This window comes from Candidatus Pantoea formicae, assembly GCF_011752625.1.
GTDB classification, from domain to species: domain Bacteria; phylum Pseudomonadota; class Gammaproteobacteria; order Enterobacterales; family Enterobacteriaceae; genus Pantoea; species Pantoea formicae.
Map to the genome: position 1 here is coordinate 20,220 of NZ_VWXD01000018.1, position 26,111 is coordinate 46,330.

Annotated in this window: 32 protein-coding genes; 1 reads left to right on the forward strand and 31 read right to left on the reverse strand. The window is 61.0% G+C overall.

Translation table 11 applies throughout. From position 1 onward, the window contains the following. Nucleotides 1-54 precede the first annotated feature (54 nt). The 31 genes from F3J38_RS26095 to F3J38_RS26245 all read right to left on the reverse strand — a co-directional run bounded on the left by F3J38_RS26095 (nt 55) and on the right by F3J38_RS26245 (nt 24,938). On the reverse strand, nt 55-414 hold the full coding sequence (locus F3J38_RS26095; protein ID WP_167144039.1) for a hypothetical protein: 360 nt from the start codon (nt 412-414) through the stop codon (nt 55-57). A gap of 350 nt (nt 415-764) precedes the next feature. Further along, complete coding sequence (locus tag F3J38_RS26100; protein WP_100701705.1) at nt 765-1,064, reverse strand: hypothetical protein; 300 nt, start codon at nt 1,062-1,064, stop codon at nt 765-767. 26 nt (nt 1,065-1,090) lie between these two features. Further along, nucleotides 1,091-1,822: a complement resistance protein TraT gene (gene traT / locus F3J38_RS26105; RefSeq protein ID WP_167144041.1), complete on the reverse strand. Its 732-nt coding sequence runs from the start codon at nt 1,820-1,822 to the stop codon at nt 1,091-1,093. Nucleotides 1,823-1,951: 129 nt separating this feature from the next. Then, the gene (locus tag F3J38_RS26110; protein ID WP_167144043.1) at nt 1,952-2,512 is read right to left on the reverse strand and encodes a hypothetical protein; all 561 of its coding nucleotides are present in this window, start codon (nt 2,510-2,512) and stop codon (nt 1,952-1,954) included. 18 nt (nt 2,513-2,530) lie between these two features. Further along, complete coding sequence (traG, locus tag F3J38_RS26115; protein ID WP_167144044.1) at nt 2,531-5,722, reverse strand: conjugal transfer mating-pair stabilization protein TraG; 3,192 nt, start codon at nt 5,720-5,722, stop codon at nt 2,531-2,533. Then, nucleotides 5,715-7,082, reverse strand: a complete 1,368-nt coding sequence (gene traH, locus F3J38_RS26120; RefSeq protein ID WP_166935784.1) for a conjugal transfer pilus assembly protein TraH — start codon at nt 7,080-7,082, stop codon at nt 5,715-5,717. The genes traG and traH overlap by 8 nt, the downstream gene beginning before the upstream one ends. A 65-nt stretch (nt 7,083-7,147) precedes the next feature. After that, nucleotides 7,148-7,663: an ATP-binding protein gene (locus tag F3J38_RS26125; RefSeq protein ID WP_167144046.1), complete on the reverse strand. Its 516-nt coding sequence runs from the start codon at nt 7,661-7,663 to the stop codon at nt 7,148-7,150. Nucleotides 7,664-7,674: 11 nt separating this feature from the next. Further along, nucleotides 7,675-7,977, reverse strand: coding sequence for a hypothetical protein (locus F3J38_RS26130; protein WP_167144048.1), 303 nt, complete (start codon nt 7,975-7,977; stop codon nt 7,675-7,677). A 32-nt stretch (nt 7,978-8,009) separates the two neighbouring features. Continuing rightward, nucleotides 8,010-8,633, reverse strand: a complete 624-nt coding sequence (gene trbB, locus F3J38_RS26135) for an F-type conjugal transfer protein TrbB (protein WP_167144050.1) — start codon at nt 8,631-8,633, stop codon at nt 8,010-8,012. Beyond that, entirely contained in the window at nt 8,623-8,835 is a 213-nt protein-coding gene (locus F3J38_RS26140; RefSeq protein ID WP_167144051.1) for a hypothetical protein, read from the reverse strand. The genes trbB and F3J38_RS26140 overlap by 11 nt, the downstream gene beginning before the upstream one ends. Next, nucleotides 8,832-9,245, reverse strand: coding sequence for a hypothetical protein (locus F3J38_RS26145; protein WP_167144053.1), 414 nt, complete (start codon nt 9,243-9,245; stop codon nt 8,832-8,834). The genes F3J38_RS26140 and F3J38_RS26145 overlap by 4 nt, the downstream gene beginning before the upstream one ends. 10 nt (nt 9,246-9,255) lie before the next feature. Beyond that, nucleotides 9,256-10,053 carry a type-F conjugative transfer system pilin assembly protein TraF gene (traF, locus tag F3J38_RS26150; RefSeq protein WP_167144055.1) on the reverse strand — a complete coding sequence of 266 codons (798 nt, stop codon included), beginning with the start codon at nt 10,051-10,053 and terminating at the stop codon, nt 9,256-9,258. After that, a complete protein-coding gene (gene traN / locus F3J38_RS26155; RefSeq protein WP_167144057.1) occupies nt 10,053-11,954 on the reverse strand; it encodes a type-F conjugative transfer system mating-pair stabilization protein TraN in 1,902 nt (633 codons plus the stop codon). Before traN ends, traF begins: the two co-directional genes overlap by 1 nt. Then, nucleotides 11,951-12,577, reverse strand: coding sequence for a type-F conjugative transfer system pilin assembly protein TrbC (gene trbC / locus F3J38_RS26160; protein WP_167144059.1), 627 nt, complete (start codon nt 12,575-12,577; stop codon nt 11,951-11,953). Before trbC ends, traN begins: the two co-directional genes overlap by 4 nt. A gap of 9 nt (nt 12,578-12,586) precedes the next feature. After that, complete coding sequence (traU, locus tag F3J38_RS26165; protein ID WP_167144061.1) at nt 12,587-13,579, reverse strand: conjugal transfer pilus assembly protein TraU; 993 nt, start codon at nt 13,577-13,579, stop codon at nt 12,587-12,589. Then, nucleotides 13,576-13,917: a hypothetical protein gene (locus F3J38_RS26170; RefSeq protein WP_167144063.1), complete on the reverse strand. Its 342-nt coding sequence runs from the start codon at nt 13,915-13,917 to the stop codon at nt 13,576-13,578. The genes traU and F3J38_RS26170 overlap by 4 nt, the downstream gene beginning before the upstream one ends. A gap of 149 nt (nt 13,918-14,066) precedes the next feature. Beyond that, nucleotides 14,067-14,354, reverse strand: coding sequence for a hypothetical protein (locus tag F3J38_RS26175; protein ID WP_167144065.1), 288 nt, complete (start codon nt 14,352-14,354; stop codon nt 14,067-14,069). Nucleotides 14,355-14,395: 41 nt separating this feature from the next. Continuing rightward, nucleotides 14,396-15,091 (reverse strand): hypothetical protein, encoded by a 696-nt coding sequence (locus tag F3J38_RS26180; RefSeq protein ID WP_167144067.1) that lies wholly within the window; start codon nt 15,089-15,091, stop codon nt 14,396-14,398. Nucleotides 15,092-15,101: 10 nt separating this feature from the next. Then, on the reverse strand, nt 15,102-15,572 hold the full coding sequence (locus F3J38_RS26185; RefSeq protein ID WP_167144069.1) for a hypothetical protein: 471 nt from the start codon (nt 15,570-15,572) through the stop codon (nt 15,102-15,104). A 217-nt stretch (nt 15,573-15,789) separates the two neighbouring features. Then, nucleotides 15,790-16,074: a hypothetical protein gene (locus F3J38_RS26190; RefSeq protein ID WP_034822863.1), complete on the reverse strand. Its 285-nt coding sequence runs from the start codon at nt 16,072-16,074 to the stop codon at nt 15,790-15,792. Next, nucleotides 16,071-16,694 carry a type-F conjugative transfer system protein TraW gene (gene traW, locus F3J38_RS26195; RefSeq protein ID WP_167144071.1) on the reverse strand — a complete coding sequence of 208 codons (624 nt, stop codon included), beginning with the start codon at nt 16,692-16,694 and terminating at the stop codon, nt 16,071-16,073. Before traW ends, F3J38_RS26190 begins: the two co-directional genes overlap by 4 nt. Further along, a complete protein-coding gene (gene trbI / locus F3J38_RS26200) occupies nt 16,691-17,137 on the reverse strand; it encodes a type-F conjugative transfer system protein TrbI (RefSeq protein WP_167144073.1) in 447 nt (148 codons plus the stop codon). The genes traW and trbI overlap by 4 nt, the downstream gene beginning before the upstream one ends. Nucleotides 17,138-17,151: 14 nt before the next feature. Further along, a complete protein-coding gene (gene traC, locus F3J38_RS26205) occupies nt 17,152-19,797 on the reverse strand; it encodes a type IV secretion system protein TraC (RefSeq protein WP_167144075.1) in 2,646 nt (881 codons plus the stop codon). A gap of 216 nt (nt 19,798-20,013) precedes the next feature. Continuing rightward, nucleotides 20,014-20,550 carry a type IV conjugative transfer system lipoprotein TraV gene (traV, locus tag F3J38_RS26210; protein WP_167144077.1) on the reverse strand — a complete coding sequence of 179 codons (537 nt, stop codon included), beginning with the start codon at nt 20,548-20,550 and terminating at the stop codon, nt 20,014-20,016. Between the two features lie 202 nt (nt 20,551-20,752). After that, a complete protein-coding gene (locus F3J38_RS26215; RefSeq protein WP_167144080.1) occupies nt 20,753-20,932 on the reverse strand; it encodes a hypothetical protein in 180 nt (59 codons plus the stop codon). Further along, entirely contained in the window at nt 20,929-21,441 is a 513-nt protein-coding gene (rfaH, locus tag F3J38_RS26220) for a transcription/translation regulatory transformer protein RfaH (RefSeq protein ID WP_167144081.1), read from the reverse strand. Before rfaH ends, F3J38_RS26215 begins: the two co-directional genes overlap by 4 nt. A gap of 12 nt (nt 21,442-21,453) precedes the next feature. Further along, nucleotides 21,454-22,854 (reverse strand): F-type conjugal transfer pilus assembly protein TraB, encoded by a 1,401-nt coding sequence (gene traB / locus F3J38_RS26225; protein ID WP_167144083.1) that lies wholly within the window; start codon nt 22,852-22,854, stop codon nt 21,454-21,456. Beyond that, nucleotides 22,851-23,588: an F-type conjugal transfer protein TraK gene (gene traK, locus F3J38_RS26230; RefSeq protein WP_167144085.1), complete on the reverse strand. Its 738-nt coding sequence runs from the start codon at nt 23,586-23,588 to the stop codon at nt 22,851-22,853. The genes traB and traK overlap by 4 nt, the downstream gene beginning before the upstream one ends. A gap of 4 nt (nt 23,589-23,592) precedes the next feature. Next, the gene (locus F3J38_RS26235; protein WP_167144087.1) at nt 23,593-24,192 is read right to left on the reverse strand and encodes a TraE/TraK family type IV conjugative transfer system protein; all 600 of its coding nucleotides are present in this window, start codon (nt 24,190-24,192) and stop codon (nt 23,593-23,595) included. Between the two features lie 44 nt (nt 24,193-24,236). After that, complete coding sequence (gene traL, locus F3J38_RS26240; protein ID WP_167144089.1) at nt 24,237-24,539, reverse strand: type IV conjugative transfer system protein TraL; 303 nt, start codon at nt 24,537-24,539, stop codon at nt 24,237-24,239. Between the two features lie 6 nt (nt 24,540-24,545). After that, on the reverse strand, nt 24,546-24,938 hold the full coding sequence (locus F3J38_RS26245; RefSeq protein ID WP_167144091.1) for a conjugal transfer protein TraA: 393 nt from the start codon (nt 24,936-24,938) through the stop codon (nt 24,546-24,548). Between the two features lie 211 nt (nt 24,939-25,149). Here F3J38_RS26245 and F3J38_RS26250 point away from each other — a divergent pair, with 211 nt between their 5' ends. Beyond that, complete coding sequence (locus F3J38_RS26250) at nt 25,150-25,761, forward strand: hypothetical protein (protein WP_167144093.1); 612 nt, start codon at nt 25,150-25,152, stop codon at nt 25,759-25,761. The last annotated feature ends 350 nt before the right edge of the window (nt 25,762-26,111 follow it).

The following is a 26,111-nucleotide window of genomic DNA, read 5'->3' on the forward strand; positions in this document are numbered from 1 at the left end:
GGGCAGGCTGTGGCAGAAGGAGAAAGTGGCTGAGGGCCGCTCAGGCCCCGGAGATTACTTCAGGGTGCCCGTTACCGCATGGCGGGTCAGAACCTTACAGCGCTGCAGCCAGACGCCGGCCATCAGGGGAAGGCAGCAGATAAAGCACAGCAGGTTCCAGCATACAATCGTGAGGGCCGAGAGCACGCCGCCGGCCGCCAGTACCATCAGTACCAGCAGCGCGGTGATGATGCCCGGCGGCACCATATCGCTCTGCACCATGCGGGAAGCGAGATCGAACGCGAACAGATGGCTTTCGGTCATGATGGTTTTGACGATATCAGGCCCGAACTGCCACAGCACGACCGCGCTCCAGGCAAAAAACAGGGTAAACCAGACAATAAGGGTGCGTGCCGCACCGCTGAACGTGAGCATGGGAATATCCTTCAGTGAGTTAAGAACAGGGGGTTAAGTACAGCCGTTACATCGCGATCCCCGACGCGCTCCGGGCGCAGCAAACCGCACGCGGAGCGTGATAAAAAAACGTCAGGGAAATAAGGGCCACGCTTCCGCTACCCCGTGCACCGGGGAGAAAGCTTAAAAAGGCGTCCCGTCAGGGAGGAGGGGCAGCACCCGTGGTGGTGGTGATGCTGCCCCCGGTGTCTGCTGCCCGGGGGGCACAGACGGGGGTCGGCAGGCACCCCCGTTGTCAGGAGAGATTGTTATTTCCCCTTAAGGCACCTGCCGCCGGTTTTAAGGCCGGTGAATAAGTAATACCAGGGAATTCAGCGTTCTGCAAGCTGCCATACGCGTCTGATAACGGCAATCAGCGCAGCGGCAATGGCTACCCCGCACGCGCTCATACTCAGCACGTACAGGAAAACCCCTGCGAGGATAAACCGGCAGAAATCACCGGAACTTGCCGCCCGCGGCGCGGCGTCAAAATGCCTGAGCCCGTCAACAAAGTGTCCCGGCAGCCAGCTGTCGGTGACGTTCACAAGCAGAACGGTAAATACGGCGCCCGCGAGCATGATGTTCAGGGCCCCGGGCAGCGAGGCTGCCAGCCGGACGATATCTCTGCGCATAAGGCCTCCTGGTATCACCCGGTCGGTTACATGATGCCGGCAACGGACTTCGCCAGCTGCGCTTCCAGCACCGGCTTCGCCTCTTCAAACTTCAGGTTGACCTTGTTGGCGTTTGAGACCACGCGCGTCTGGTACTTCATGCGGTCGCCCGCTTCGCTGCTGGTCTGCACCTTCACACCTGACGTGCCCTGACGCAATGCCGCCACGTTATCCGTGGTCACCGTGGCTTTGCTGCGTTCAGAAATCTGCAGATCGGTCACCATGGTAAAGTTGACGTCCTCCACCATCGCATCCGCCGCCATACCGGCCAGCCCGGCTGCTAAGCCTACGCCGAGGATGGCACCGCCGGATGAGCTGTTGTAGGCGGTGATGCCGGCACCCAGCGCGGCGCCGGTGGCAGCACCCTCATAGCCGGTCGACAGGAAGCCCTGCGCCTGACGCAGGTCCATCTTCTCGGCCTTCAGGACATTCGCTTGGATCCAGTAGTAAGCCGCATCCGGACTGGAGGTCACGGTGTAGCCCTTGGCGCGCAGATCCTGCGCCAGCAGTGGCTCCAGGTCGCTCATGTCTTTGTCGGAGGTGTTGCGCACCTGCAGGTACACGGTTTTCTGACTGGAGGGCTCCAGCCAGACGGTCTGACTCATCTGGGTTTTGACGTCGAGGTTGCGTTTTTTGATGGCGGTGCTCATGGCACCACAGCCGGAAAGCATCAGAGAGGCGGCAGCAATCGCTGCCACGAAGGCATGGCGGTATTTCATGGACATATCCTTGTTTGAAAGAAAAAAACGGGACAGGCGCGCCCCGGGGCACGCTGCTTTAATCAGGGATGTTGAGAGAACCCCTTCCGTCAGAGTGCCGGAAGGGGTATCGGCGGGAGCCGCGAGAACTTAAATCTTTTTAACGAGTCTGGCGAATTTACTCATCGCGCCGGCAATGCCGTAGCGAGTTAATTCTGAGCTGATGATGGTCTGCATAATTAGGTAACTGATTAAAAAAACAAATGGCGCGGCATAAAATAATTGCGGGAGTAGAGCTGATGAAACAGCAAATAAACCATTGACCACGATCATTATTTTACATGTATTTTTAAAGGTCCGACTTAACTTCTGCACCAATATCGACTGCATTCTCACTTGTATTGGCAAGGAGGTTAAAAGCATGAAAGGTGTGTACATCATAGCCATGATTGCAATTGACAGAAGTAAAGTAAATCCGCCAAATGCTAGTGTAAGCCCCAGATAATGAATCATTGGATTAACCCACACATCGTCTGGAGGAACAAAGCTAAAAATAATGTATGCGAGCGACAATGCATAAAGAGACAAACACGACAAGGGAAAAATGGCACTCAGTTTAATTGCATCGAATGCAGAAGGGACTATATTCTCCCCGGATGCAAATTTTCCGAATAAAAAATCCGCATCTTTCTTAATATCTTCATACATCATCGCTAGCATCCTCCTTACTTACCCGGCACGCCGCCTAAGCTCTTTTATTTTTCTGTCAAAATCTTCCCCAAGATTATCTCTGGGTTTCTGGCCTTGTTCATTTAGCTCTTTATTATGACCAGCTTTGAAACTCCCTTTAGCTAAATCATTTTCATGTCTAAGTATATCACTGGACGCCTGAACAGTGGTTTTATTTTCGGCGATTTTACCGTCGTTTTCCCTGACAGTTTCCATAAGGCCAGATCTTTGTGCTGCAACTTTGTTGGCTACGTTAGTTTCAATGCCGGCACCCGACGCCTTCTCTCCCACGCGTACTGAACCACTGCGGAAATCTTCGCTCATGGCCTGCGACGGCGCCCATGCCGGAACGGTGAGGTTGCGTTCACCGCGCTGAACGTTCGCCTCCGAAGCACTTACGCTGGCTGCTCTCTCTGTTACCGGTTGCCCGGCTGAATGCGCTGCCTTACTTATCTTCCCTCCGCTGACAGCTCCCTGTAACTCACCACTTTCAGCTACACGAGTGCCTGACGGAATGCTGTGACTGCCCCTGTCCGGAGCACCTGCAGAGCTTTCCTGCCGCGGCTCACGCAAGCCGCCGTTGCTGACGTTGCCGGTGTCTTCGCCTGCCGGAATGCGGGTACCTGCACCCGTTAAACCGCCCGGCACAGGATTAGCACCGCCCTGAAGCTTGCCCGGCGCGTCCAGGGAACGGGTCGGCTGCAGAGGCTGGCTGTTCACCTGGTCTGTACGCACACCATAGTTGCGCATAATTTCCGGCTCAAGCCGCTCGTGCATAAACTCGGTGGCCGCACCCTGCGCGCTGCGCACGTTGGTCAGGATGTTCTGCGCGTCGCTGCCATACTTCGCCGTGGTCCAGTCCACAAACTCCTGGTTGTAGTTGGCGTCCAGGCTCGCGCTCTGCGTCTGCGACAGCGTGGCCATGCGGCTGAACTCCTGGCTGCGCGTGCTGCTTTCGGTGTACTGATGGTACTGGCTTTTCGCATCGTTGAGCGTCGCTGCAAACTGCTGCGCCTGCGAGTTTGACTGGTTGTCGGTGTGGCTGCCGGACTCGCTCAGGCGGGTCGACGTCACCATGTCCATGCCCTGACGGAAGTCGCGCGCCTCCTGGCTGCTCTGGTCATGGCGGTTGTCATTACCCTCTGCGTGGCTGTCCTGCGTGCCGTGCGAGCTACCAGTTGTATGGCGAAGATCGGCACTGATGTTTCCCTCACCTCCAGCGCTGAGTCCTGTGGCCCATTTACCAAGCTTACCTGCCAGTTGATCGCCGGAGTCAAATTTAACGTAACCCTTAACGCCTGTACTAGCGCTGCCCTGATTGGTGATATCCATCAGCTGGTTATACGCCTGCTGTTCAGAAACGTTGTGCGACTTCGCATAGCTTTCCACCGCCGACTGCATCTTGCTGACGCCACGGCTCACGCTCGTTGCCACGCTGCTGTCGCTGCCCTGCGTCACGCTGTCGCTGTTGCCGCTCTGCTGTGTCAGCTGGTTCATCTGCTGGAAGCCGCTGGTCACGCTGTGGTTGTAGCCATCGAGCGAACTCTGCGCCTGCTGCTGCGCCTGACGCGCCTGCTCGGAGAATCCGCTGCTGGCAAGCGAGCTCAGCCGCATGCTCACCGGCAGGTTGGATATCGCCTGGCTGGTATCCACTACTGTGTGGCCATCCGCCGTCTGCGTCATCATGGCATTATTGCCGGTCTGGATGCTCTGCGCCCCCGATCGGCGGGTCATGTTGGTGTCAAACTTGTTGGCGTTAACGTTATCCATCGACATATTGTTGAACGACCAGTTGCCGTCGGCGGTTGTTGAAGCCTGCCCGCCGGTGGCAAACGCCGCCGAACTCATTACGCTGCCCACGGCCTGCGAAGCCACCGACGCTGCACCCTTGGTCAGGAAGAAGGCCAGCACCGGAATGGACATACTCAGATAGCCCGCGATGTTGGCCGCGTCCGAGTGCTGCAGCGCCACCTGGTCCTGATTGGCCAGCACCAGCGGCGTCGCCCCGGTTTTGCTCTGCAGATAGAAGTTGGCCAGCGAGTTAAGGATGGCGAACATCACCGGCCACATCGTGAAGTAAATGAACCCGCCCGCGTACAGCTTCAGCGTTTTCAGCCCGAAGATATCGTGATTCACCAGCGCCAGCGCAATCACCAGCGGGAACAGCGCAATCAGGACCAGCATCATCAGGGACTGGAACATCGGCAGCGTGCGTGCGGCAATCACGCCGCCCGCGCCCCAGCTGATGCGCTGCTTGGTCAGGCTTGACTCGGTCGCGAGGTTCAGCAGGTTGGCGGTATCTGACGATCGGGCCGCAAAGCCTTTCCACCCGTCACGGATGGCCGCGTTGGCAACATTGTTGCGCATGATCTGCGAGGCGCTGAGCCCGCCCGCGTAAAAGAAGTTGTAGCTCTCGTCCATCGCGTTGCCGAGCAGGGTATCCCCGCTCACGCGGTTGCCGAAGACGCGCGTGGCCAGCGCGTGCCAGGTGGTGCCGCCGATGCGCACGTCCGCCCCGATGAGGTTTTTGATCACCGCCGCCGCCTGCTGGCAGGTGATAAACTGACGGCCGCTGCCGGTGTCCTGGTACAGGCCGCGCAGCGGGCTCGGATTGTCGGTAATCAGCGTCAGCGGATCGGTGCTGTTGAGCAGCTGCGACACGGTGTACTTGTTGTTAAGCAGGATGTCGCCCACCACGCAGTTCTCCACGTAGTCGGTCAGCATCTGCGACAGCTGCGGATTCTGCGAGCGGAAGTCCGAGGTCTGCGCCACTATCTGTGAGCCGAACAGCATGCCGGACTTCGTGTAGGTCAGTGAGTCCGGGCGGAAGAAGCTGTACTCATAGAGGCGCGCCACCCCGAACTCCGTGGACGTGGCCAGCCCGGCGATGAAGGCGAGGCCCGCCGGCACGTTGTCCACCTCGTACACCGCCGCCGGGTCCGTGGCGTCCAGAATCTGCACGCTGCGCTTGGGCACGAGCAGCACCGACGTTATCACGAAGAAGATGGCCAGCCAGTGCAGAAACACCGTCGGGTTGCGCGATTTGATAAAGCTGAACATCACGCCCAGCACGCCAAACAGCCCGACGATGCGCTTCAGCGTGTCGTACGTGTCGCTGCCGATGACGGTAACGACGCCGTTGAACACCTGCCGCCACATGTCACCGCCGTAAATGGTCCAGACCTCAGTCATTGCCGGTACCCCACTGATAGTTGCCCTGATAGGACGTTGAGATAATGGTCGACACCTGCTGTTGCAGGTACTGCATGTTGCGATCGATGCCGTCCAGCGCGTTCTGGTCGGCGGTCGACTGCAGCTTCATCTGCGCCAGCAGCGAGGTCGCGGCCTGCACGTTGTTGCGCAGCTCGCCGGCGGCCTGCTCCGGGAAGTTTTTACCCGCCAGCGACTGACTCGCCTGCTTCACCAGCTCCTGCAGGTACTGGATCATCATGTCCTGCGCGATGAAGTCCGCGACCTGAATCAGGTAGGTCGGGCTCATGCCCATGCTGCGTGAGTTGGTCAGGTACTTGAGCACCGGCACCGAGGTGGTGTTGATAAAGCCCTTTTCCCTGTCTGACAGGCCGGTGTCGGCGCTGAGTTTGCTGTCGATGGAAATCATGATGTTGCGGACCTGGGTGACCAGCGCCACGTCGCTGCTGACCGTGACGTCTGCGGGCATGGGCCCGAGGCACAGGTCCTGCTCGTCGCAGCTGTATATTTTTGCGGTACCGCCGCGCATCAGGACGTTAATAATGTCGCGGTTATCGACCAGCGGGGTCAGGATGGTGACCTGCCCGTCCTTGTTGAAGATGATGGAGCCCACCACGCTCATCACCAGCTCCTTCAGCTGGCGGTTGCCATCGAACAGGTGGTTGCGGCCCAGCGCGTCCCAGATGAGGTTTTTGTTCTTCAGCACCTGGTCCTTTTGCGCATCGGAAGCCTTACTGGTGACGCTGTCACCCTGCCCGCCCACCGTGCAGCCCTGACGGGATGCCGCCCAGTCAGAAAAGATGTTGCTCTCGCCGGCGATGTCCTGGCAGATTTTCTGGTTGGACACCTGCGACACCGGCCAGAGGCCGCCGATAATGCCCTGTGCCGCCTGACAGGAGCTCATGTTCATGGAGTTCACGTCCGAGGCGAGCTTCTGCAGGAAGTCTTTGGCCTGCTTGAGCTCGGGCACCATGGTCTGAAGGGCAAGGTCGAATGCATAGCCGGCGGCGTTGCTCATAATCTGCTTAACGAACCGCTGCAGCTCGGCGCCGTTGATAAAGGAAAACGCCCCGAGATAGGCGTCGATGCCGCCGCAGCCGGCGTTCAGCGAGGGGACCTGCATCGAGATAAGCTGCACCTGCTTGACGGGGTTACGCAGGTATACCGAACCGCCGGTGATGTACCCCGCGGCCTGCCCCTGCCACGCCTGCGCTTTCGAAACGTTACCGTCAAAGCCGAGGCTGCCAAAGTAGCCATTAAGGTCGCCCTGCACGTCGGCCAGCGCCGGGCTGCTGATGGCCATCGCCGTGGCGGCGGCCAGAAGGAACTGCCTGAGTTTCATGTGTCAGAACTCCGTAGCGGGCAGAGGTTGAGCTGCCCGCGCTGAATGAGATAAACAGCCTGCGGTTATTTCGCCTGATGCAACGTCACGGCATGGCGTTCGCGGCTGGCGTAACGAAACTCAGCGATCGTCGTGAAGGCATCCGGGGAAACGTTCAGATCGTCATGCCGTTGCGGACTGCCCGGGACAAGGGATTCCTGTGAGAAGATAAACAGGCTGACGCCCTGCTCCCGGAGTTCGCGGAGCAGCGTGCTGAACGCGTGGCTGGCATGCTGCGGAAAAAAGCCATCGAGGATGAGGACCTTCTTTCTGCTGGCGGCCAGCCGCGCGATGATGTCTGCCTGCTCCGCTTTAAACGCCTCCGGCGACAGCAACTCATAGCTGAAAAAATCAGCCTTAAGCTGTGTGGCCACACAGCGTGCAACGGTCGTCTTGTCGGTGCCGGTCTCGCCCTGCACGTAAACGTGCCCTTTCCGCTTGCGCCAGAGTCTGGCCAGCACGCTTGTGTGTTCTTCCACGCTCAGCTGAAGCATTTTTTCCGTGGTCAGTGTGAAAACAGGGGTATGCATGTTGTTTTCCATTTCAGTCCGTCTCAGTGGGGGTGCGTGTTGCCGGGGTGGTAAGGGCCGCGTTCAGCCATAAATCCGTGCCGGCGCAGCGTGATGCTCACCAGCGCGCCGCAGCCAAAGCCGCCGGCCAGGGCAAACAGAAACAGCAGCGGGTAAAGCTGCAGCCCGCTCAGCAGCAGCGCGTCGGTGCCGTAAGCGATGCCTGCTGGCAGGCGCGTCAGGTCGCAGGCAAGCCAGGCGTAAATCCCTGCCGCCGCCAGCATCGAGGCGCAGACGAGCAGAAGCGCCGTCTCGGTTCGCGAGAGCGTTAAAGGGTGTTCCGTCATGATTTTTTCCGTATGCGGCAGGGCCGCGTGTGTTACTGCGGGGTCAGTGAGGCACTGCTCGGTACCGGCCCCAGCGTGTCGGGCGGCAGGTGGTCAATGTCGGCCTCGATCATCTGCGCGAGACGCTGACTGAGGGTGCCCATGTCGGTATCGCCCTGATAGAGCGGGTAGGCCATGTTAGTGTTAACGTTGACCATAAAGGTCGTCGGCGTCGCGATAGGCAGCCCGTTACCGAAGAACGTCAGAATCTCACCGGCGATCGGCTCGCTCGGCCCGGCCTTGCGCGGGATAAGCGCCACCGGGAAGGACGTGTCGCCGTAGCCGTCCAGCGTGTACGGATACACCTTCACGCCCGCTTCATCGGCCCACGCCCTGAGCTTCGGATCGAACTTCGCGCTGTACTGGCAGCCGCGCTGCATAAACACCACCACCGCATAGTCGTTGAGATCCACGCGCCGCCCGTCGGTCAGCGTCATCAGGTTCGGCGGCCTGGCAGGCGCGGTGCGCACCGGTGCGGCACCGGGCAGGCCGAAGTCGGGCAGCTGCGCGCCCTGCCGCCCCTTTGCCTGCTCCAGCGCCGCGATGTCATCGGCCACGGAGGCCTGTGCCAGCACCGGCAGCAGCAGCGCAGCCGCCAGCAGAACCTTAAGCCTCATGATGACCTCCGGGTCCGCGGCGCGCGCGGCGGTGCGCCAGGACTTCCGTGAAAATGCCCAGCGCCATCAGGGCAAAACACGCCACCGACACGACAATCAGCACGTCGTACGTCAGGCTTACTGAGTACGCCAGCAGCTGGCGCAGGCAGTTGAGGATGATGCCCGTCATAAAGAACATAATGATGAGGTGTAGCCGGTTCATACGATTTCTCCATTTTTACGGCGCCGAAGAGCCCACATCGCCAGGCTTACGGTGAAAGAAAGCAGCACGCCGCACTCATACAGGGACCGCAGGGTGCCGTCAGTCCGCGCCGCCCACGCCTCTGCGCTGAGCAGTGACTTAATGCAGGGCGCAGGCGCACTCTGATGAAGGGTAGTCGCGGGCGGGGTCTGCGAAGCGCAGTCCCACACCTGCCCCGCTGGCGCGTTGCGTACCAGATTTTCAGCGGCGTAAAGAAGCATCCTGCCGGCGCCGCCCGCATTGTGTGACATCAGTAAAAACAGCAGAAAGAACAGCAGCGCCGGGTGGATAACCAGCGTCTGCAGCAGCAGGTTCGACAGGCCCCGGGCAGCGCGCAGCCGCCCGTGGCAGACGGGTGAAAATGTCAGCATCTTTCAGTCCTCAGAAGTTAGGTTTAAAGCCGGTGGCCACGTTGAGAAAGCGCTTCGCCAGGTCGTCCTGCGTCATGAAACCGTAGGCGAGCGGGCGGAAGCTTTTTGACTTCGGATCAACCAGGAACAGCGCCGGGAAGTGGGTGATGCCCATGCGCGCGCTCTGCCCGGCATCCTGCCGGCTGTCGGGCACCTGCGGAGATACCGTGCCGTCCACGCTCACCGGTATCAGAGAAACGTGGCGCAGGCGGGCAAAGTCCGCCACCACACCGGCCATCTGCGCGTCTATCGGCTCGCCGCCCCGGTAGAAGTAAAACAGACCGTACTGCCCGGAAAGCTGGCTGATAGCCTGCGCCTGCTCGGCCTGGTCACGGGCCTGCTGCAGCGGCGCGGTGCTGTTGTAGTGCGGGTGTTCGAGGTTGTAGTCGAGGTCCGGATGGTCAAGCTGCGCCACCGCGAAGGACTGGCTGAACATCGAGGCCCGGTCTGTCCAGAACTTTTGCCAGCGCAGGAAGGTGGCCGTGTTCTCCGCTGACGGGTGCAGGATGGCGTTGTTCAGCGCCTCCTTCGTGTAGCCTTTCAGCACGTCAGCCTGCTCCGAGGGCGACAGCCGGCTGAAGTCCGGCACCTGTGGCGCGGGCTGTGGCTTAGGCGCGGGCGGGTCCGGCTTTTTCTTCGGTTCGTTGTACCAGTGCCAGCCGGTGAAAGGGTCGGCCGGCGTCACCACGGCGTCGGCGGGCGGCGCGTCGTCCGCCACGGCCTGGCAGGTGGCCGCCATCAGCAGGCAGGCCAGCAGCGTCTGCTTCATTATTTTCCTCCCGTCTGGGCTTTGACCTGCGCGGCAATGCGATCCTTCGCCTGCTGTACCATGGTGGCGGAGTCAGGGATTTTCTGGTTGGCCATGAGGTCGCTGTAGAAGTCCTGGAAGTTAATCAGGTCGAAGTTGATGGCCTGCAGCTCCGGCACCGTGATGCCCCGGCAGTCGGGCGAGTCGCCGCTGCCAAAGCTCACGTGCAGCTGGTCGCGGCGGCCCTGCTCCTGAATAATGCGGGCCAGCTTGCCGCCGAACACGCAGTAAGCCTGCTTTTTCTGCACGCACACCCCGAGCACCGAGCGGTTACAGGCTTCGCCGACCAGCACGGTGACCTTTTTGGCCTTCGCCTTGCCGATGGCCATCTCGTCGCTGTTACAGTTGGCGAGCCCCGCGCTGTTGCCCCAGCCGGAATCCACGCAGCAGTTGGAGAATCCGGCCATCGCCTTGCGGCAGTAAAGCGCCTGCCCGGTAAATGCCTTAACGTTCACCTGGTCGGCCTTCACGTCTTCGCCGGCCGAGGCCAGTCCGGCGAGCTTCGCCACCGCCGTATCAAAGCCGCTGTCGCCGGCGCCGTTCGTTTCATCACAACTGCCGGACTTACACAGGTAATCGCCCGCGCACATCTGGCCGCTGGAGGTATACGTTTTCTGGCAGTTATAGGTCACGGATTCATGAGAACAGTAGTTCCCGTCATAGGCCGAACAGCTTTTACCGGTCTGGGTGCAGGCCGCATCTGACATCAGTGACTGGCAGGTTCCGTTGCTGACGTATGAGGTATTCACGTAATTATCCTGGTAGGCCCAGCAGCTGGCACTCAGCGAGTAGACCTCACCATTAATGGTCTGAGAATGCGTCCCCTCTCCTTCAGTACAGGTAGTGCTTACCTGCTGGCCGGAGCCTGCCCCGTTCGGGCAGCTGGTCGTCCACGTCTGATAAGGCACTTTTGTGAGGACATTAGCAGTGACGTTCAGCACCACCGTTGCGTTACCTGAGTTAAGCGTGCCGCTGGCAGGGGAAGAAACGGTCCAGTCATCGCCGTGCCCGTGCATAAACTGATACGTAAAGAAACCGTAGTTTATGACGGAGGGGAGCGCCTGCCCCTGGCTTACGGCCAGTGAAAGCCCGCTCAGCGTGACGGAGAATGACGCCGTTCCGTCTTTAAATTTTTGCGGCATTGTGGTGACGGTGAGCGGCCAGCTCTTCCCCAGAAATGACACGGTGGGCGTTTTGAATCCCGCACAGCTCTCTGCGCTGGTGTTGTCACACATTCTTTGCGGAAGAATAATGTCCGTGATGGTCAGGCTCGCCGCGTTAACCGGGCCCGTGTTCTGGACAACGTAGCTGAAACTCATGCTGCCGCTGCCTCTTTCTTCAGTATCCTTCACCGTCATCTGCTCGTTCAGAGCGATGGCAGCCGTACGTGAACAGGCGCTGAACGCGTTCACATCGCGATCGCACTGGTAGTTCTCGAAGGTGGTTTTAGAGACCGAGACTTCACTGCACTGGCTGCCCGTGCCGTCCAGCACAGATCCGGCATTCGCCTCAGCCTCTTTCCCGATGGTGATAAACGGGGCGTCCGGATCGATGGCGACCGGCGGATTATTGGTTCCGGAGTCAATCGCGGCCTGACCTGCCTCACTGCCGCTGAGTCCGCTCTGACCTGCGCCGGACAGACCGCCGTCGCCTCCCGTCACGCCACCGTAGTAGCTGCTCTGCGAGGCGCCCGACGTGTAGCCCGGAATAACGGACGACGGGTCGGTATGTTTCGCCGCCGCCGTTCCCTGACCCTTGCTGCTGCCCGCAAGGCTCGCGCCGGCGCTGTAAGCATCGCTGGCCGCATCGGCGTGAGCGGGCTGCACCACGAGGAGCGTCAGAAATGGGATAAGCCACTTCATCGCCCACCCTCCGCGCCCTGCAGCATCTGCGCGGCCGTTCCGGCGCAGTCGCCGCGCTGCTTCACCTCTTCGAGCGCCTGCTGCACCGGCAGGCTGCCGTATAGCACGTCAAACTTCCCGCCGCAGGTCACGACCAGCGCGGGCACGGCCCTGATGCCGTACTGCTGGTACAGGGTGGGGTCAATCTGCACGCCCGCCTGTCTGTCTTTTTTAGAGAGCTCAAACATCTTTTCCGCGGTCTGGCGGAAATCATTGTTCAGCAGGCCGCGCAGCGTGGCCGGAATGCCGAAGCGGCGCGCGTCCGCGAGCATCGGCAACAGCCCCTCTTCCGGAATGCCCAGGCTCACGAAGTAGACCGCGCGCGGCGCCGGTCGGCTCGCGCTGTTCTGATCTGCCTGCGCGGCGGCAATCTCATTCTGCATCTGCGCCATCCGCCCCTGCTGCGCGTCGGGCAGGGTGATGTTCGTGCCCTGCAGCTGGCTTTTGAACAGCTCCAGCTCGCGCTGCTGCTGCTTCATGTACGTCATGTCGCTGCCGGAAATCACGGTCTGCTCTGCCGCCTGCGCGGATGCGCAGAGCAGCGCGGCGCTGAGGGCCAGCGCCGTAGTCAGTGGAGTATTCATGCTCAGTCCTTACAGGTAAACGCAGTTGCGCTTGCGCCACATCAGGTAGCCGAAGTTCTTCTTCGACGACGGGGAGTTGTGCACCGATCCCCACAGCTGCGTGGTGGTGCCGAACGGGTGACAGTCCGAGGGTTCGGGATACATGTTCACCATCTGATAACGCCAGCGGGACTTGGGGATGATCGGGGACGGATATTCGTAGCACACGGCCACGTCCGCCCCGACCGTCTCCATCACCAGTCCCTCCCGGTGCAGCTTGAAGGCCATGCGCTCGCTGACCAGAAGCGAGGCCTCCAGCGGGGAAAACTCGTTGCTGGTATACCCCGTGAACGGGTACATCGAACCCTGCGCGCCGGCGCACCAGAACAGCGGGTCAAGCGGCACGCCTGCAGTGGAGGCGATGGAGTCCGCCGCACACGCACCCTGCGCCAGCAGGTTGCTGAACAGCGCCACCTCGGGGTTTAAAATCATCGAGAGCGTACTGTCGTTCCAGAGCGGGTCCACCTCGGAGAGGTAGGCAATGTCCATGTCGCCGGTCTGCATGCAGCCCGTGCTGGTGATGATGTTGAGCCAGAAAATCAGCGGATATTTGTACCAGTGGACGTGATAGAAGCTGCCGGGCGTCGGCGCGTCGCTCTGCCCCCCGCGCCCGGTGCCGGTGCGCCCGAGGTCAATTTTAAACCCGCCCATGTTCACCATCACGCCCGGCTCGCGGGTCACGTCGGTGAGCGCCAGCGGCTCCCAGAAGCCGATGGCCAGCCCCAGCCGGTAAAGAATACCGTAGGGGCAAAGCTGAATGGGTGAAGCCGGATTAGGCGTATCCGGGTGCGCGCCGGAAGCAAGCTGAATGCTGCCGAGCGACATGGGAAACAGGCACTTCCAGCACACGTCGGTGATGGGGTTCACCCAGCGGCCGTCGCCGGCGTTGCTGGTCGCCGCCATTACCGGCTTTGCCATGATGCCCGCCGTCAGCAGGCACACTATCAGGAGAAAGCGCCTCATGCGTCCGGCTCCTGTGCATCGGGTCTGAGCCAGACGCACACCGGGCCGTCGTCCGTGTCGTGGATGCTGCCGGTAAACCAGCCCTCGCCCGCCGGGCCCGAAGGCTGCCACGCGCTGCAGTTGCCGGTGTTCCGGTAGTCCGACATCATCCAGTCCGGGACATCGTTTTCCATCCAGGTGGTCGCCGCGAGGAGATGACGGGTTTTAAGCCAGGCCTCAAACTCGCCGGGCTGTGGGTATTCATTGCCGTCTGCCGGCATAAAAAAGGCCGGATGCGTCCAGCCGCCCCAGCGATCGCGCACGACCGGCTGAGCCGATATTTCAGCGGGGTGTGTCATAAGAGGAAATTCCGTGGTTGCGGCAGCGGGGCTGCCGGGGTCAGACGTTAGTCAGGCCTGCCTGCGGGGGGCAGGCTGAGGCGTACCGCAGCGCATGCGAGGAACGAACAGCCTGCGCAACGCGGGGAGGAAACGGGGACAGATAACGGTCAGTAATAAGGCGTCAGAAACGCCAGTGCGCAGGCGGATGCCAGGGTAACGATAACGGCCATAATGAATTCCAGCACCACGTTAACGCGATCTTTGCGCCACTGTGCGTGCCAGAAGGCTGCGTCTCCGTTCTGCATGGCCGCGTTGCGCCGCTCTTTACGGCGCAGACCGCGGAAATCCGCCACCGCACGCCACCACAGCGTGGCCACCACAAGGCCCAGCACGGCAAGCAGCATGCCGTGCGTCAACGTAAAACTCAGCTCCCGGTGCCAGTGTGTGTCCTGCATTTCGTGATCCTGCCTTATCAGACGATGCGCCAGTGCGTATGTTACCCGTTAGCAGTATCGCCTGCTGAAGATTCGGCAGGGAAGGTACGGAAGGCCCAGCCGCTGTCGTCAGCATGCGCCGCTCCGTCTGCGTCGCCTCTCTCCAGTCTGTCTGCCACCTCTGAAAGATACAGTGAAAGCATCTCTGCGGTGGCATGTCGGGTGCCCTGCAGCAGGATGGCCACGCGCACCTGGCTGTCGGGCATCAGGACGTATTTAAACCCGCGGCGCCACGCCCCGGGGCGGGTTTTACTGCCGTACTCATCCATAAACACGGACGGTTCCGTTTCGGTGATACGCGAAGCGATATGCCACATCAGGCCCGGCGCAATCCCCGCGTCAGCAAGGCAGCCACAGCTGAAATTCCCCGCGCCATGCATCAACAGTTCGCCGGACGCCGCCCGCAGCGCCGCCGGGATGCTGCTCGTGAGCGAGCCGGGCGGGCCGCACCACATCAGGCTTATCTGCGCCAGCGGCCAGGCGTGACGGAACCATCTGTCGGTAACGTTCAGGCGCTTCAGTAGCGCGTAATATTCCTGCTCTGCGTTTTCCATATCCCGCAGGCGGAGCGGCTGGTTTCTTTTACGTTCCTCCTCCTGCGCCTGCAGCCTCCGCTGATGATTGCTGTTGCCTAAATACATCAGCCAGCTCCACGCGAGGGCAATTAAGACGAAAACAAACATGCCGGTGTGCGTCATATGCTGCTCCTCATTTATCTGTCGTATTGTCAGATGACTGACTCACCTCACGCCGGATAACATACCAGCCGGCCGCCTCTGCGCCGCGCTGACACCAGTCCGCCCAGCTGCCCGCGTAACCGTCTCTCGCCGCCTGCAGCAGCATATCTTCCAGATCGCCCTCACTCCGCTGCGGCGAAAGATGGCGTGAGCGCGCTTTTACAATCGCCGCACCTGCCATTGCACGGGTGTCGTGCGGTAACGCCACTTGTGCCCGTGCATCGGTGCCAAAGGTATACCATTCCGCCTCTATGGCGGCCGCGAAGGCGGCCAGCAGCTGCTGCCAGTAGGCGGTTTCCTCATGCGCGAGTGCGCGTGCGGCCATTGCCGGACTGCCAAACGGTGCCGGTGCGGTAACCGACGTTCCGCGACGAACGCTGAACGCATCACCCCGCTCCGCCCGCTTTGCTGTGAACACCCGGCCCACACGAACTGTCATCACGGACAGCGCCAGCAGCAAAAGGAAGAGACCGGCCGCGGGCAGGTGCTCTGTCTGTTCACCGAGTGCACGGATACTCGCCGGCGAAAGCGAAATTTCTGCCCGGCACGCGGGCGGCGGTGCGGGCGCGATCAGAACCGGGTGCGCGGATGGCTCTGCGTCTGGCTGCCTGGAGGACACCTCAGAATACGTCCCGTCGATAACCAGGTGTGGCACCCGCTCATTCTGCATGAGGCTCCCCCGTCAGCACCGTCATGCCGAACTGGCGCATCACCTCACCCACGTCTTTGTCCGTAAGCGACGCCAGCACGATGGCCGACCGGACCTCTCCGCTGCACGCCAGTAGCGTCTGCAGCGCCGCGCGTAAAATCATCGACTCCGAATACAGCGGGAACTCGGCGGTCATGCGGCGCAGCCCGGATTTGTCGTCGTCATCCAGACGCACCTGCGCGTTGTGACGTTTTACCTTCTGCGGGGCCGTCTGCCCCCGTGCGTTGTGACTCATTTCAGCGCCACCTCCTCCACCTTCAGCATCCTCTCCGCGCGCGTGATGCGCACCGGCGTGTGCTCAAAGCCGAATTTTGTTGTTAACGTGCCGTACTGGTCGAAGTACACCGGCTCGTCCAGCGCGATGCTGCTGTCGTGCACGTTGCCCTTCACCAGAATGACCTTAAAGTTCTGCTGCCCGGCGAGCTGCGGCCTCAGCCACGCCATCTGCTGCGGGTTGTCGCCGTCAATGAAGTACAGCGTCTCGCTGAAGGCGACCCTGTCCAGCGGGTTAACCTTATCGCCCGCCCGCGCGATGACGTTACCGCGCATGTCCCGGACGGTCTCACGCACCGTGAAGGTCGGGTCATACAGGAACGTGCGGTCCGTTTTTGCCGGCGTCAGCCCGGCCACCGGTGCGGGCCTGACGGCGTGGGCTTTCACCCGCGCCCCGGCCTCACGCTGTAGCCGGTCCATTTCGCCGCTGTCCTTCATGCCCTGCAGGCGCTGGCCGATAAAGGTCAGCAGGTCAGGCTCGGCAATCGGAAACAGATGCCCGACAGTGCCGAGCTCTTTCGCCTGCGCGGGATAAACAACCGCTGTAGCGAGCAGAGCAACCGCTGTGGCGAGCCGCCTCATGGCGCCGCCTGCATCTGGCGGGCGATATCGGCCTGAATCACCGGGGTGATGTCGGTGACGCCGGCCACTACGGCCCCCTTCACCAGGATGACGCCACCGTGTGCGGCCTGCCAGTCCGTCAGGCTCGCGTCCAGCGCCGAGCCGAAGCGCTTCGTGAGCGCCTCCAGCTTTTCCTTATCCAGCGCAGACTGCGCCGTCTGCTGGCGGAAGGTGTCGATGGTGCCCTTCATATCAAACACCACGTAGTCCGGCTGCACCGCCTGCGCAACCAGCGCGCTGATGCCCGCGCTGAGCGTGATGACCAGCACGGCAAACGCCGTCAGCCGGACGCCACGACGGCGCAGCAGGCCGGGGGCAGCCTTCACGGTGACCCCGTCACGCACACGCTGTTCGCTCATCGTTTCACCCTCCACAGTGGATAAGGCGTGTTTGTCTTCCTGCATGGTTCATTCCTCTTTTAAGCGGGGGTCAGGCTGGCCCAGCGCTCCAGCTCCAGCATCTCGGCCTGATACATGTACGGCTCGCAGGCCAGCATGTACGCGGCCTCTTCGCTGGTTGCCCCGGCCTTCTGCGCCTCGGTCATGTACTGGTAGTCCTCTCCCCGCGTGCTGAACATTGCGCGCGTCACCGGATCGACGAAGACGCGGTGGAACGAGCTGTTCTCGCCCGTGGAAATCATGACCGAGCTGAAGCCGGTATCTTTTGCTGGCTGGAAGCCGCGGATAACCTGCGTTTCCACTTCACTGAACTGATCCGGGTTCGAGTTGAGATAGGTCTTAAACGCCTTGGCGTCCTGCAGCAGCGTCACTTTTGTACCGGAGCAGTCCCACGCGGCGGCCGCGGCCGGCGGTGCCGCCTGGTCCCTGGTGCCGGTGAAGTCCTTGATGCCCTGCGTGATGGTGATAAACGCGCCGCGGTGACGGCGCACCGTGCGGTAGCCGGTCTCGATAAAGCGTGCGGCGTGCGGGTTTGAGCCGCTGAACAGGCGCCAGGCCTCGTCGATGATGGCCACCTTCTTAAGGCTGCGCGGCGAGTGGTACATCTTTTCCTGAATCGCCAGAATCAGCGAGTACAGGATGGCGGAGAGCAGGTGCGGCTGGTTTTCCAGACTCAGCAGCTCCAGTACGGCGAAGCGCGTATCACCGTCAAGCGTCGGATTGTCCGAGTTGAAGTAATCGCCGTTTGCTCCCCACGTGCACCAGCGATCCAGCAGCAGCACCAGTTCGTTGATGCGGTTCATGATGGTGGGCTGCTCGCCGTAGGCTTCACGCACTTCAGGAGACGTCATGTAGTGCACCACGTCATCGATGCGCGCGGTGTTCTGCTTCGCCTCGTACGCGGCCACCACTCCCTTGAGCAGGATGGTTTCGCTGACCTTATCCAGCGGCTCGTTGGGGCTCGCCAGAACGGTAAGTAAGCCCTGAATACCCTCAGCCGATTCCCTGATGTCACGCACGTTGGCAAACGGGTTAAAGCGCAGTGTTGCACCGTCGAGATACGAGCCGCCCGCCTGACGGCAGAAGTTCCTGTAGCTGCCCCCCATGTCGATAACCCAGCCGAAGCCCCCGGCGTTCAGCACCTGCCGCAGAATTTCCTGAATAAAGAAACTCTTGCCGGCGCCGGTAGTGCCGGTCACCGCGATGTTGAAGTTGGTGGCGCCGTTGCTTTCGCTGAACATGTCAAAGAAGGCCAGCGCGTTGCGGTAGGTTGGCAGCGGGCTGCCGGACGCCGCCATCTGGCGCTCGGCCACCACCGGCATCAGGTTCACGGCGTTAAAGCTCTTGCAGCGCAGGGTGGCGTTCATGTGCTTCATGTCGTCCCACAGCCCCTCCTGCATCAGGAACGGCAGCGACGTCAGCCAGTTCCGGAGCTGCTGGTAGCGCGGTGCGGATATCTCAAGGTCATTTTTGCGAAACACGTTAATGGCCGAGAGTTCACAGCGCTGCTGCTCGCTGTCGCTGTCGGGCGTGAACAGCGTCAGGTTGAGGTTGAAGCTGCACATGGCAATTTCGTTGCTTGCCAGTCCCATGCGCAGGTCGCGCCATTCCTCGTAAGTGCGCTGCGTGTTGGGGAACAGCTTGCCGTAGGAGGAGCTGGCCTTCTTGCCCATGTCCTGCTCTTTGCGAAACGCCTCGTTCTGGCTGCTGACCTGGTCTTCCACGCAGATGGTCCAGCTCAGCAGGAACGGACAGGGAATGCCGAGGTCCGGAAACCGCATATTCTGCAGGTTGTCGGCCGCCTGCCAGAGTGCGAACTGCTTCGGCACCTTTGTCAGCTGCATGTTCACGATGCGCGTACTCACCACCGCCCCGTTACCGTCCGCACTGATCGCTCTGTCGCCGGGCTGGCGACCCGTTGTCAGGCGAAGGTGATCCGGGTGCACCTCCATTTCGGTGCTGGTGTCGATGCACTGGCGGTGCAGCTCCTGCTCCGGGTTCCAGTGTTCGCTGGCGGCGCTGACCTGGCCGGGGCGATAGTTCAGCTGCTCGCGGATAACGGACAGAAACTCCGTTGGCCCCACGCGCCGCGTGTCCATGTGTGCGGCCAGCATCGAGACGCGCAGCGTTTCGCGCACCTGCGCCACCGCGTCCAGCGACTTGATGCCGCCGGTGCCGGGGTGCGCATAGACCAGGAACACGCGGTAGTTGCGCAGATAGAGCGGATATTCGCGCTCGTTGGCCAGCCCCTTCAGCGCCGATCGCTCCCAGTAGGCTTTAGTGATGGCATTCAGGCGCGGCGCCATATCGCCCTTCCACATGTCGCGGCTCAGCCCGTTCTCCAGCATGTCGCCTACGCACTTGCTGGCCACCATCAGCACCGTGACCGGCGTCTTACGCGGGAGCTTTTTGCGCAGCAGGTCGTCCAGCGCCTGCACCACCTGCTGGTTGGCACCGGCAAGCGGCGCCACTTCCATAATGAAGCCGACCGAGCGGTTGTTAATGAAGAGCTCGGACTTCTCGTCGAACTCGCGCCATGGCAGCAGGCTGGTCAGCGAGGGATAGTTAAAGCTTTCCTGCAGCTTCTGGCGGGCAAGCTTCGCGCCGCCCTCGTCGCGGCTGCTGCTGAGAATGCCGGCGAGGTGATCGATAACGTTACTGATCATGCTGACCTCCGGCGCGGCCTGTTTTCAGCGCACCCTGAATCAGGGTGTGAAGGAGCGCAGATTTTCCGGCGCCGGGCTGACTCCATGCAACGACCTGTCCAGAAGCAGGCACATCCACTATCAGCATCCCGGGCCAGACCCGGTGATGCAGTGCGGCCGCAGACGCTACGGACGCTGGCTGCCCCTGCGCAGCGCAGAAAGTAAATCTCTTTTTCATTATTCCCCCTCGCTGATGACGCGGAAGTCTTCATCCCAGCGTGATTTCTGCTTCACGAACTCAACCACGGCAGGCTGATGGAAACTGTCCTGCTCGTCGACCCACGGCGCTATCCACAGGCGCTGCGTGGCGTCCGGGATGCGGCGGGCGTCCACCTGTCCCGGTCCGCTGTAGTCCCCCGGCACAACCGGTGCGGTTGTGCGAGCCGGCACCCTGGACGCGCGGAGGCTGTCGGCACTCAGCGCCTGACCGGAGACAGGCCGGGGTGTCAGTGTCGCCACGCTCACGGGGCGGTATGGGTTAACGGCGGCTTTCACGTTGCCGGGCGTCGCCAGCGCCTCAGCCGCAGGCTTTGGGCCGGCCTCCTTCTGCGCGGTCAGATCGTCCAGGCTTTTCCCTTTCGAGGCGAGTCGGCTGGCATCGGACATCGACAGGCACTGGTCGGTGGCGGTTTTATTACAGTCAAAGTCAGAGTTCATGCCGGCGCAGCCGGTGAGCGCAGCGCACAGCAGTGCGCACGCAAAAAGTTTTTGCATGGGGTGGTCCTCATTGGCGGCCGTGTCGCCGCGCTGATTAGATGAATGGAACGGTGATAATGCCGGGTACTGCGGGTGGCCCTGGTGAAGGCACAGTGATGCTTATATCGGACGGGAATAACTCAGCAGAGCTGATGCAGCATCAGCGTGATACCGGCGGTGAAGCAGGCCAGTACGCTGAAAAGTGCGAGTCGCTGAAAGCTCATCTGCATAAAGCCTCCTGCGCCTGGCTGTATGTGGCCAGATACTGCTGAATCGCCTCAATTTCAGTGAGCATCGCCGCCAGCTGGCAGCTGCTCGCCTGCGTCGTCCAGGCTTTCCGGTAGCGGAGCTGCAGCGCGCAGAGGCGGATGCGCTGCTCCCGTCGGGTGCGTTTATTCATGCTGCCGCTCCGCGCGCGGTGATGTGAAAGCGCAGGTGGCTTTCCACAGGCACGCGCACCTGCCGGTTCATCAGCGTCAGCAGCAGAACGGCGCGCTTCAAGCCGTCCGGCTCGCACCACACCGCCTCCAGCCCCTCAAAGGCACCGTCCTCAATCATCACGCGGTCACCGTCCAGCGGCGCGTCCGTGTCAAGCGGGACGCCCTCCCAGCCGGCTTCCAGCTGCGCGATGACGCGGTCAGGCACCACCGACGGCAGGCCACCAAAGCCGATGAGAGTGGAAATTCCCCGCGTGCCCTTGATGGCAGTGGTGTGCACCACCTCCGGGTCGAAGCGCACAAACAGGTAGCCCGGAAAGAGCGGCTGCGGCGTCACGCCGCGCACCCTGCCGTTGCGCAGGCGGACGCGGGAGAACACCGGCAGCAGGCAGGTGACGCCCTGTTCTGTAAGATGCTGCTGTGCGTACTTTTCCTGCGCCCACTTCGTCTGTGCCACGTACCAGTTTTCCATCTCCCACTCCTGTCAGTTAATGGTGTCGCCGAGGCGCAGCTGGCTGGCCTGACGCAGAACTTCATCGGGGTTTAACACCGGGGCGCTGTTGCTGCCGCCATTGCTGACGGGCTGGTTCGCCGCGGTCTGCTGCACCACCGGCTGCGGCGCTTCTTTCTTCGCCTTCTCAGCCTCGGCGTCCTCAATGGTTTCCAGGCGGAAGCCCTGCTGGAACACCACGGTCACGGCGTTGCCGGCCCCGATATCAATCACCGGGTGGTATTGCTCGGCGCGCTTAATCCAGTACTGGCTCAGCGTGTCCGCCGCTTTGCTCGCACCGCCGCCGATACCCTGTTTAAAGATGTCGCCCGCGCCCACTGACGCGCTGCCACCGAGTCCCACCGTCGGCGTGGCGGCGGACTTGATGCCCTCACCGAAGCCGGACAGCAGGCCGGCCGCCCCGGCGTTGGCGATGATGGCGCCGTTACGCATCACCGGCTTGCCGCGGATGCCCACCTTGCCCTGGAAGGACACGTGGCCGTCGAACGGCATGTCGATATGCTTGCCGTTCTTGAGGATGCAACTGATGTTTCTGGTGCGCACCTCTCCGCGCTCACTGGAGATATCGCCGTACATTTCCCCGGTGACGCGGCACTGGCCCATGTTCCAGGTCTTCCCGTTGGGCATGGAGACGTCACCGAGCAGGGTAATCACCACCGGCGAGGTATTCTGCTGACCGGTCACGCTGGCGTTGGCGTCGGCACCCTCAATCATCACCGCCTCGGAGAAGGAGCCGGAGGGAATCCAGGGCAGCTTCGTCTTTTTGTCGGTGAGCGAGGCGTAGGTGAAGGTGTCGCGGCTCAGGCCGCCCGGACGCACCGTGCCGGCGCCGGGGTAGAAGCCCTGCCCCTGCGGCTGTCCCTGCGCGGGATAGAACTGTGCCCCCTGCCCCGCTGACGGACCGCTGCCCGGGTTATTGATGCTCCACTGCGCCGGTCCGGACGGCCCGCCGGAAACCGGACCGCCAGCAGGCGGGGTGCCCGCCGGTGGCGTCACGGTCGTGCCGTTCGGCGCCCTGTTTCCCTGCGACTGCTGCGTCTGGAGCTGGGCGATGGCGTCGGCCATCGTGCTGAGCTGCTTTTTCAGCTCGTTGTTCTGGTCTCTGAGCGAGCTGGTCAGCGTGCCGAGGTCGCGCTCGAGGCCGGCGGTCTTGTTCTGCTGCTGCTGCAGCGCCGCAGTGGCCACGCCTTCAGTAAAGGAGGTGTTAATCAGCCCGCCGGTCAGGTTCGGCGCCGCCTTCGGTGCAGGGCGGTTCAGCTCCGCCTGATGGTGCGAGTAGGCCCAGATGCCGCCGCCCACCGCCAGCATGACCGCAGCGGACACGCCGGCAATCACCCACTGGCGGCGGCGCGTGGCGGTATTGATGTTGCTCATGACCCGCCCTCCACGTCAGTGGAGAAAATCACCCACACGAAGCCCTCGCCGTTTGCATACAGGGTACGGGTCGACAGCATCACGCCGCGCACGCCCTTCTGCCAGAACTGCTTTTCGCTGAGCGCGCGCGTGACGTAGCCGGTGTTTTTCATGCGGTAGCGCATCACCCGCAGGTGCGAGCCGGCAAGCTGGCGCTCCGGCATCAACAGTACCCCTGCGGGCGGGTTATACGCCGGGCCGCGCGAGGCTTTCACCTCTGTGTAGTTATCCGGTACGTCGCCGTTCACGACGCTGCGGGCCACGCTCACCAGCGTTTTCTGAAAGGGCTGGCTCTCCTCCCACGCTTTCGCGTCCGGGTTGGACTTCAGCGGCACGTCTGCCGGGATCAGGTGCAGCGTGCGGCCGTTGCCGGGTTTGGGGGAAACGTCTATCGAGACGCCGACGCCCCCGGCGGTCTCCAGGAAGATGGTAAAGTCCTGCCCGGTGAGGGGCGTAATCAGCAGCGCGCCATCGGCGGTGTTGGCCTTCGTATAGGCGTTTTCGGGCCCGGTGATGCCGGTAATCAGCTCCCCGTCGATGATGATTTTATTGGGGCTGGTGTTGCTCATCTGCGCCTTGAGGTGCGCGTTGTTTTCAAACGGCGTACCGGCCGGTCCGGGCACGGCAGCCTGCGCGGCGGCAGACAGCAGCGCCAGCGCGCCGGCAACGGCGATGGCGGAAAGGGTCATTTTCATGGGTTCAGTCCTGTTGCGGGCGGCGTTCAGGTTGGGTCCAGGGCACCTCTGGGAAGGCCGTCAGGCGGATAAGGCCGTCCACGTAGTGCACGCTGAGCCGGTAGGCTTTATGCGCATCCGGAAGCGAAGTCTTCAGGTTGCCGTTGATAGTGCTGGCGCTCAGCGTGCCCTGTGCGATGACGTCGCCGGTGGTGGTGTCGGTCATTTCATCATCGATGCGGAACACGGAGGAGACGCCGTTCTTTTTGATGTACTCGGCTTCGGCGGCAAGCTGCTTTTTCATGTCGTCACGGTTTTCCGCAGGAACGAAGCGCAGCAGGGCGGCGTGCTGGCTGTCCACGGTTTCCGGTGTGACGGAGAGGCGGAGGTTAATGAAAGAGCGCACCAGCATGCCGTTTAAGGCCGCGTCTCCGGAGGCGGAATCGGAGGTAAACGGGCGGTCAAACATCATTGGAATGGTCTGCGTCCTCTGCGTTTTCCAGAAATGCCACGCCAGCGCGCCGGTGACGACGTTGCCGGCGGCGAGAATAAACACGAGCAGCGAAAGCGCGCACAGGGCCAGAATAATTACCCGGTTGCGCCCCTCCCGGACCTGATACTTCATAGCGTTATCCTTTTAATAAGCGCCGCCCGGAGGCGGCGCGCGGGTTACTGCATCCAGTGCCGGTTGCCCGAATCGGGCACGCGGCGGAACTGCAGCCGGAGCAGCGCGGTGGGCAGGTACCAGTAAAGAAGGTTCAGGAACCACCAGGTGCCCTGCCCCTTCTTCAGGTGGCGAACCAGCAGCCAGAGCGCGGCGGCCACAATCAGCATGATGATGAACATGTCGCAGAGCAGGCCGATGCCGGCGCACGCAAGGATGAGCACGGCCTCCTCTGTGGGGAGTCCGATAAGGCGTTTCTGCTGATTGAGGGTTTCCGGGAACTGGTACTGAAGCGAGTCCCTGTCCATGCGGGATTAACCGGCCAGGGCGAAGAACGTGCGGGTGATAACAATAAGGAAAGCCAGGCCGCCTACGAAGAGCGCCGGGTTGCGGGTTTTGATAAAGGTGATAATGGAAATGATGATTTCCCCGATGTACAACCCCCACTCGACGGTGCTGCCATGGCCAAACGTATCCTTGGCGTCCTGCTTCTGGCTGGAGAGCAGGTCTTCGGCGCGGACCAGGTGCGGCAGTGCCAGGGCCAGAATGACCAGCGCCATCAGCAGCACGTTCGCCCGGTGGCGCGAAAGCAGGCTAAAGGCGCGACGGGTGATGCCGATATGTTCCTGTGGCGCCGCCTCGCTGAGCGCCGGGCAGGCTCCCGCAGACCCCTGCACCTGTGCCGGGTGTGACGTGACAACTTTCATGTGTAAAACCCTCGATTTGAGTTAAAGAAATGTCAGTGTGCGTAAACAGACGTAACGCGTCGTAAGTGTACATTTTCTCAAAAAAAAAAAAATCTGTGACGCACATCACACTTTTAAGGGCTCTCATGCATTTTTTTAGGATTAATCCTGAAAGGCCGTGGCGTACGCTTGCTGCCTGTCCAGGGTGGGCCTCGAAAGGGGGTAATAACGCATGAAAGTAAAAGAAAAGATGAGCGACGGGCGCGGACGACCGCGTAAATATGCCCGCGGTGAAATGCAGTACCGGAAACTGTGGCTGCCGGAAAATCTGCTGATGGAATTACGCGTGGCGGCGCGCGTCCGGCGATTTACCACCAACGATGAAATCATCAGCCGGTTAATAACGTCGATGCAGTTTTCACCCCGCCGTCACGTCATAAAAACGGACGAGGGACAGCGGCTGGTTGCGCTGGCCAGGCTGTTCGATGAGTTTATTCAGTCGCGTCTTGATATTATCCGGGCGGAGTTTCAGCAGAATGAAATGAGACAGGCAGAAAAGAAACCGTTCGTCCCCGGAAAAAATACGGCCTTCAGCAGCAGCTTTCCGGAGAATTTACGTCGTGATATGGAAATCAGTGCCCGCTTTAACCGCCGCAGCGTGAACATGGAAATACAGCAGCGCCTACTGGCCTCGCTGAATTATTTAACGGAGCAGCAGCTGCCGGAGAACGAAGAGGTCAGAAGGCTGCGAGAGCTGGCTATATTATTTGACGAGTTTATTCTGGAGAAAGTGGTGGTAGCAGAGAATCCGATAACGGGAAAAGAAACGGGCCGAGACGGATGATGCCTTGCTTAACGCAGACACGATAAATTCACTATTAATTTCAAATGAGATTTATTTTTTATTGTCTCTGATTATCTGGCAAGCACTGACAACACTAATATAAAACTTCATCACGGCTGACGCACAGACCTGGTAAATATTTCTCCACCCCTGTTTGTCAGGTCACTCATGGTTAATTTTTTCAATCCTGATAAAATGGAGATATTTTCTTTCATAGCTAATTAACGAAATAAGTAATTAAGCAGAAGTCAGCAGAAAAAACCCTTTGAGCCTGACCACATCAGAAAATCAGGACTACTACTTCCAGAAAAAATAGGTGTAATAAAAAATCACCCTGCATTGCTGGCGCG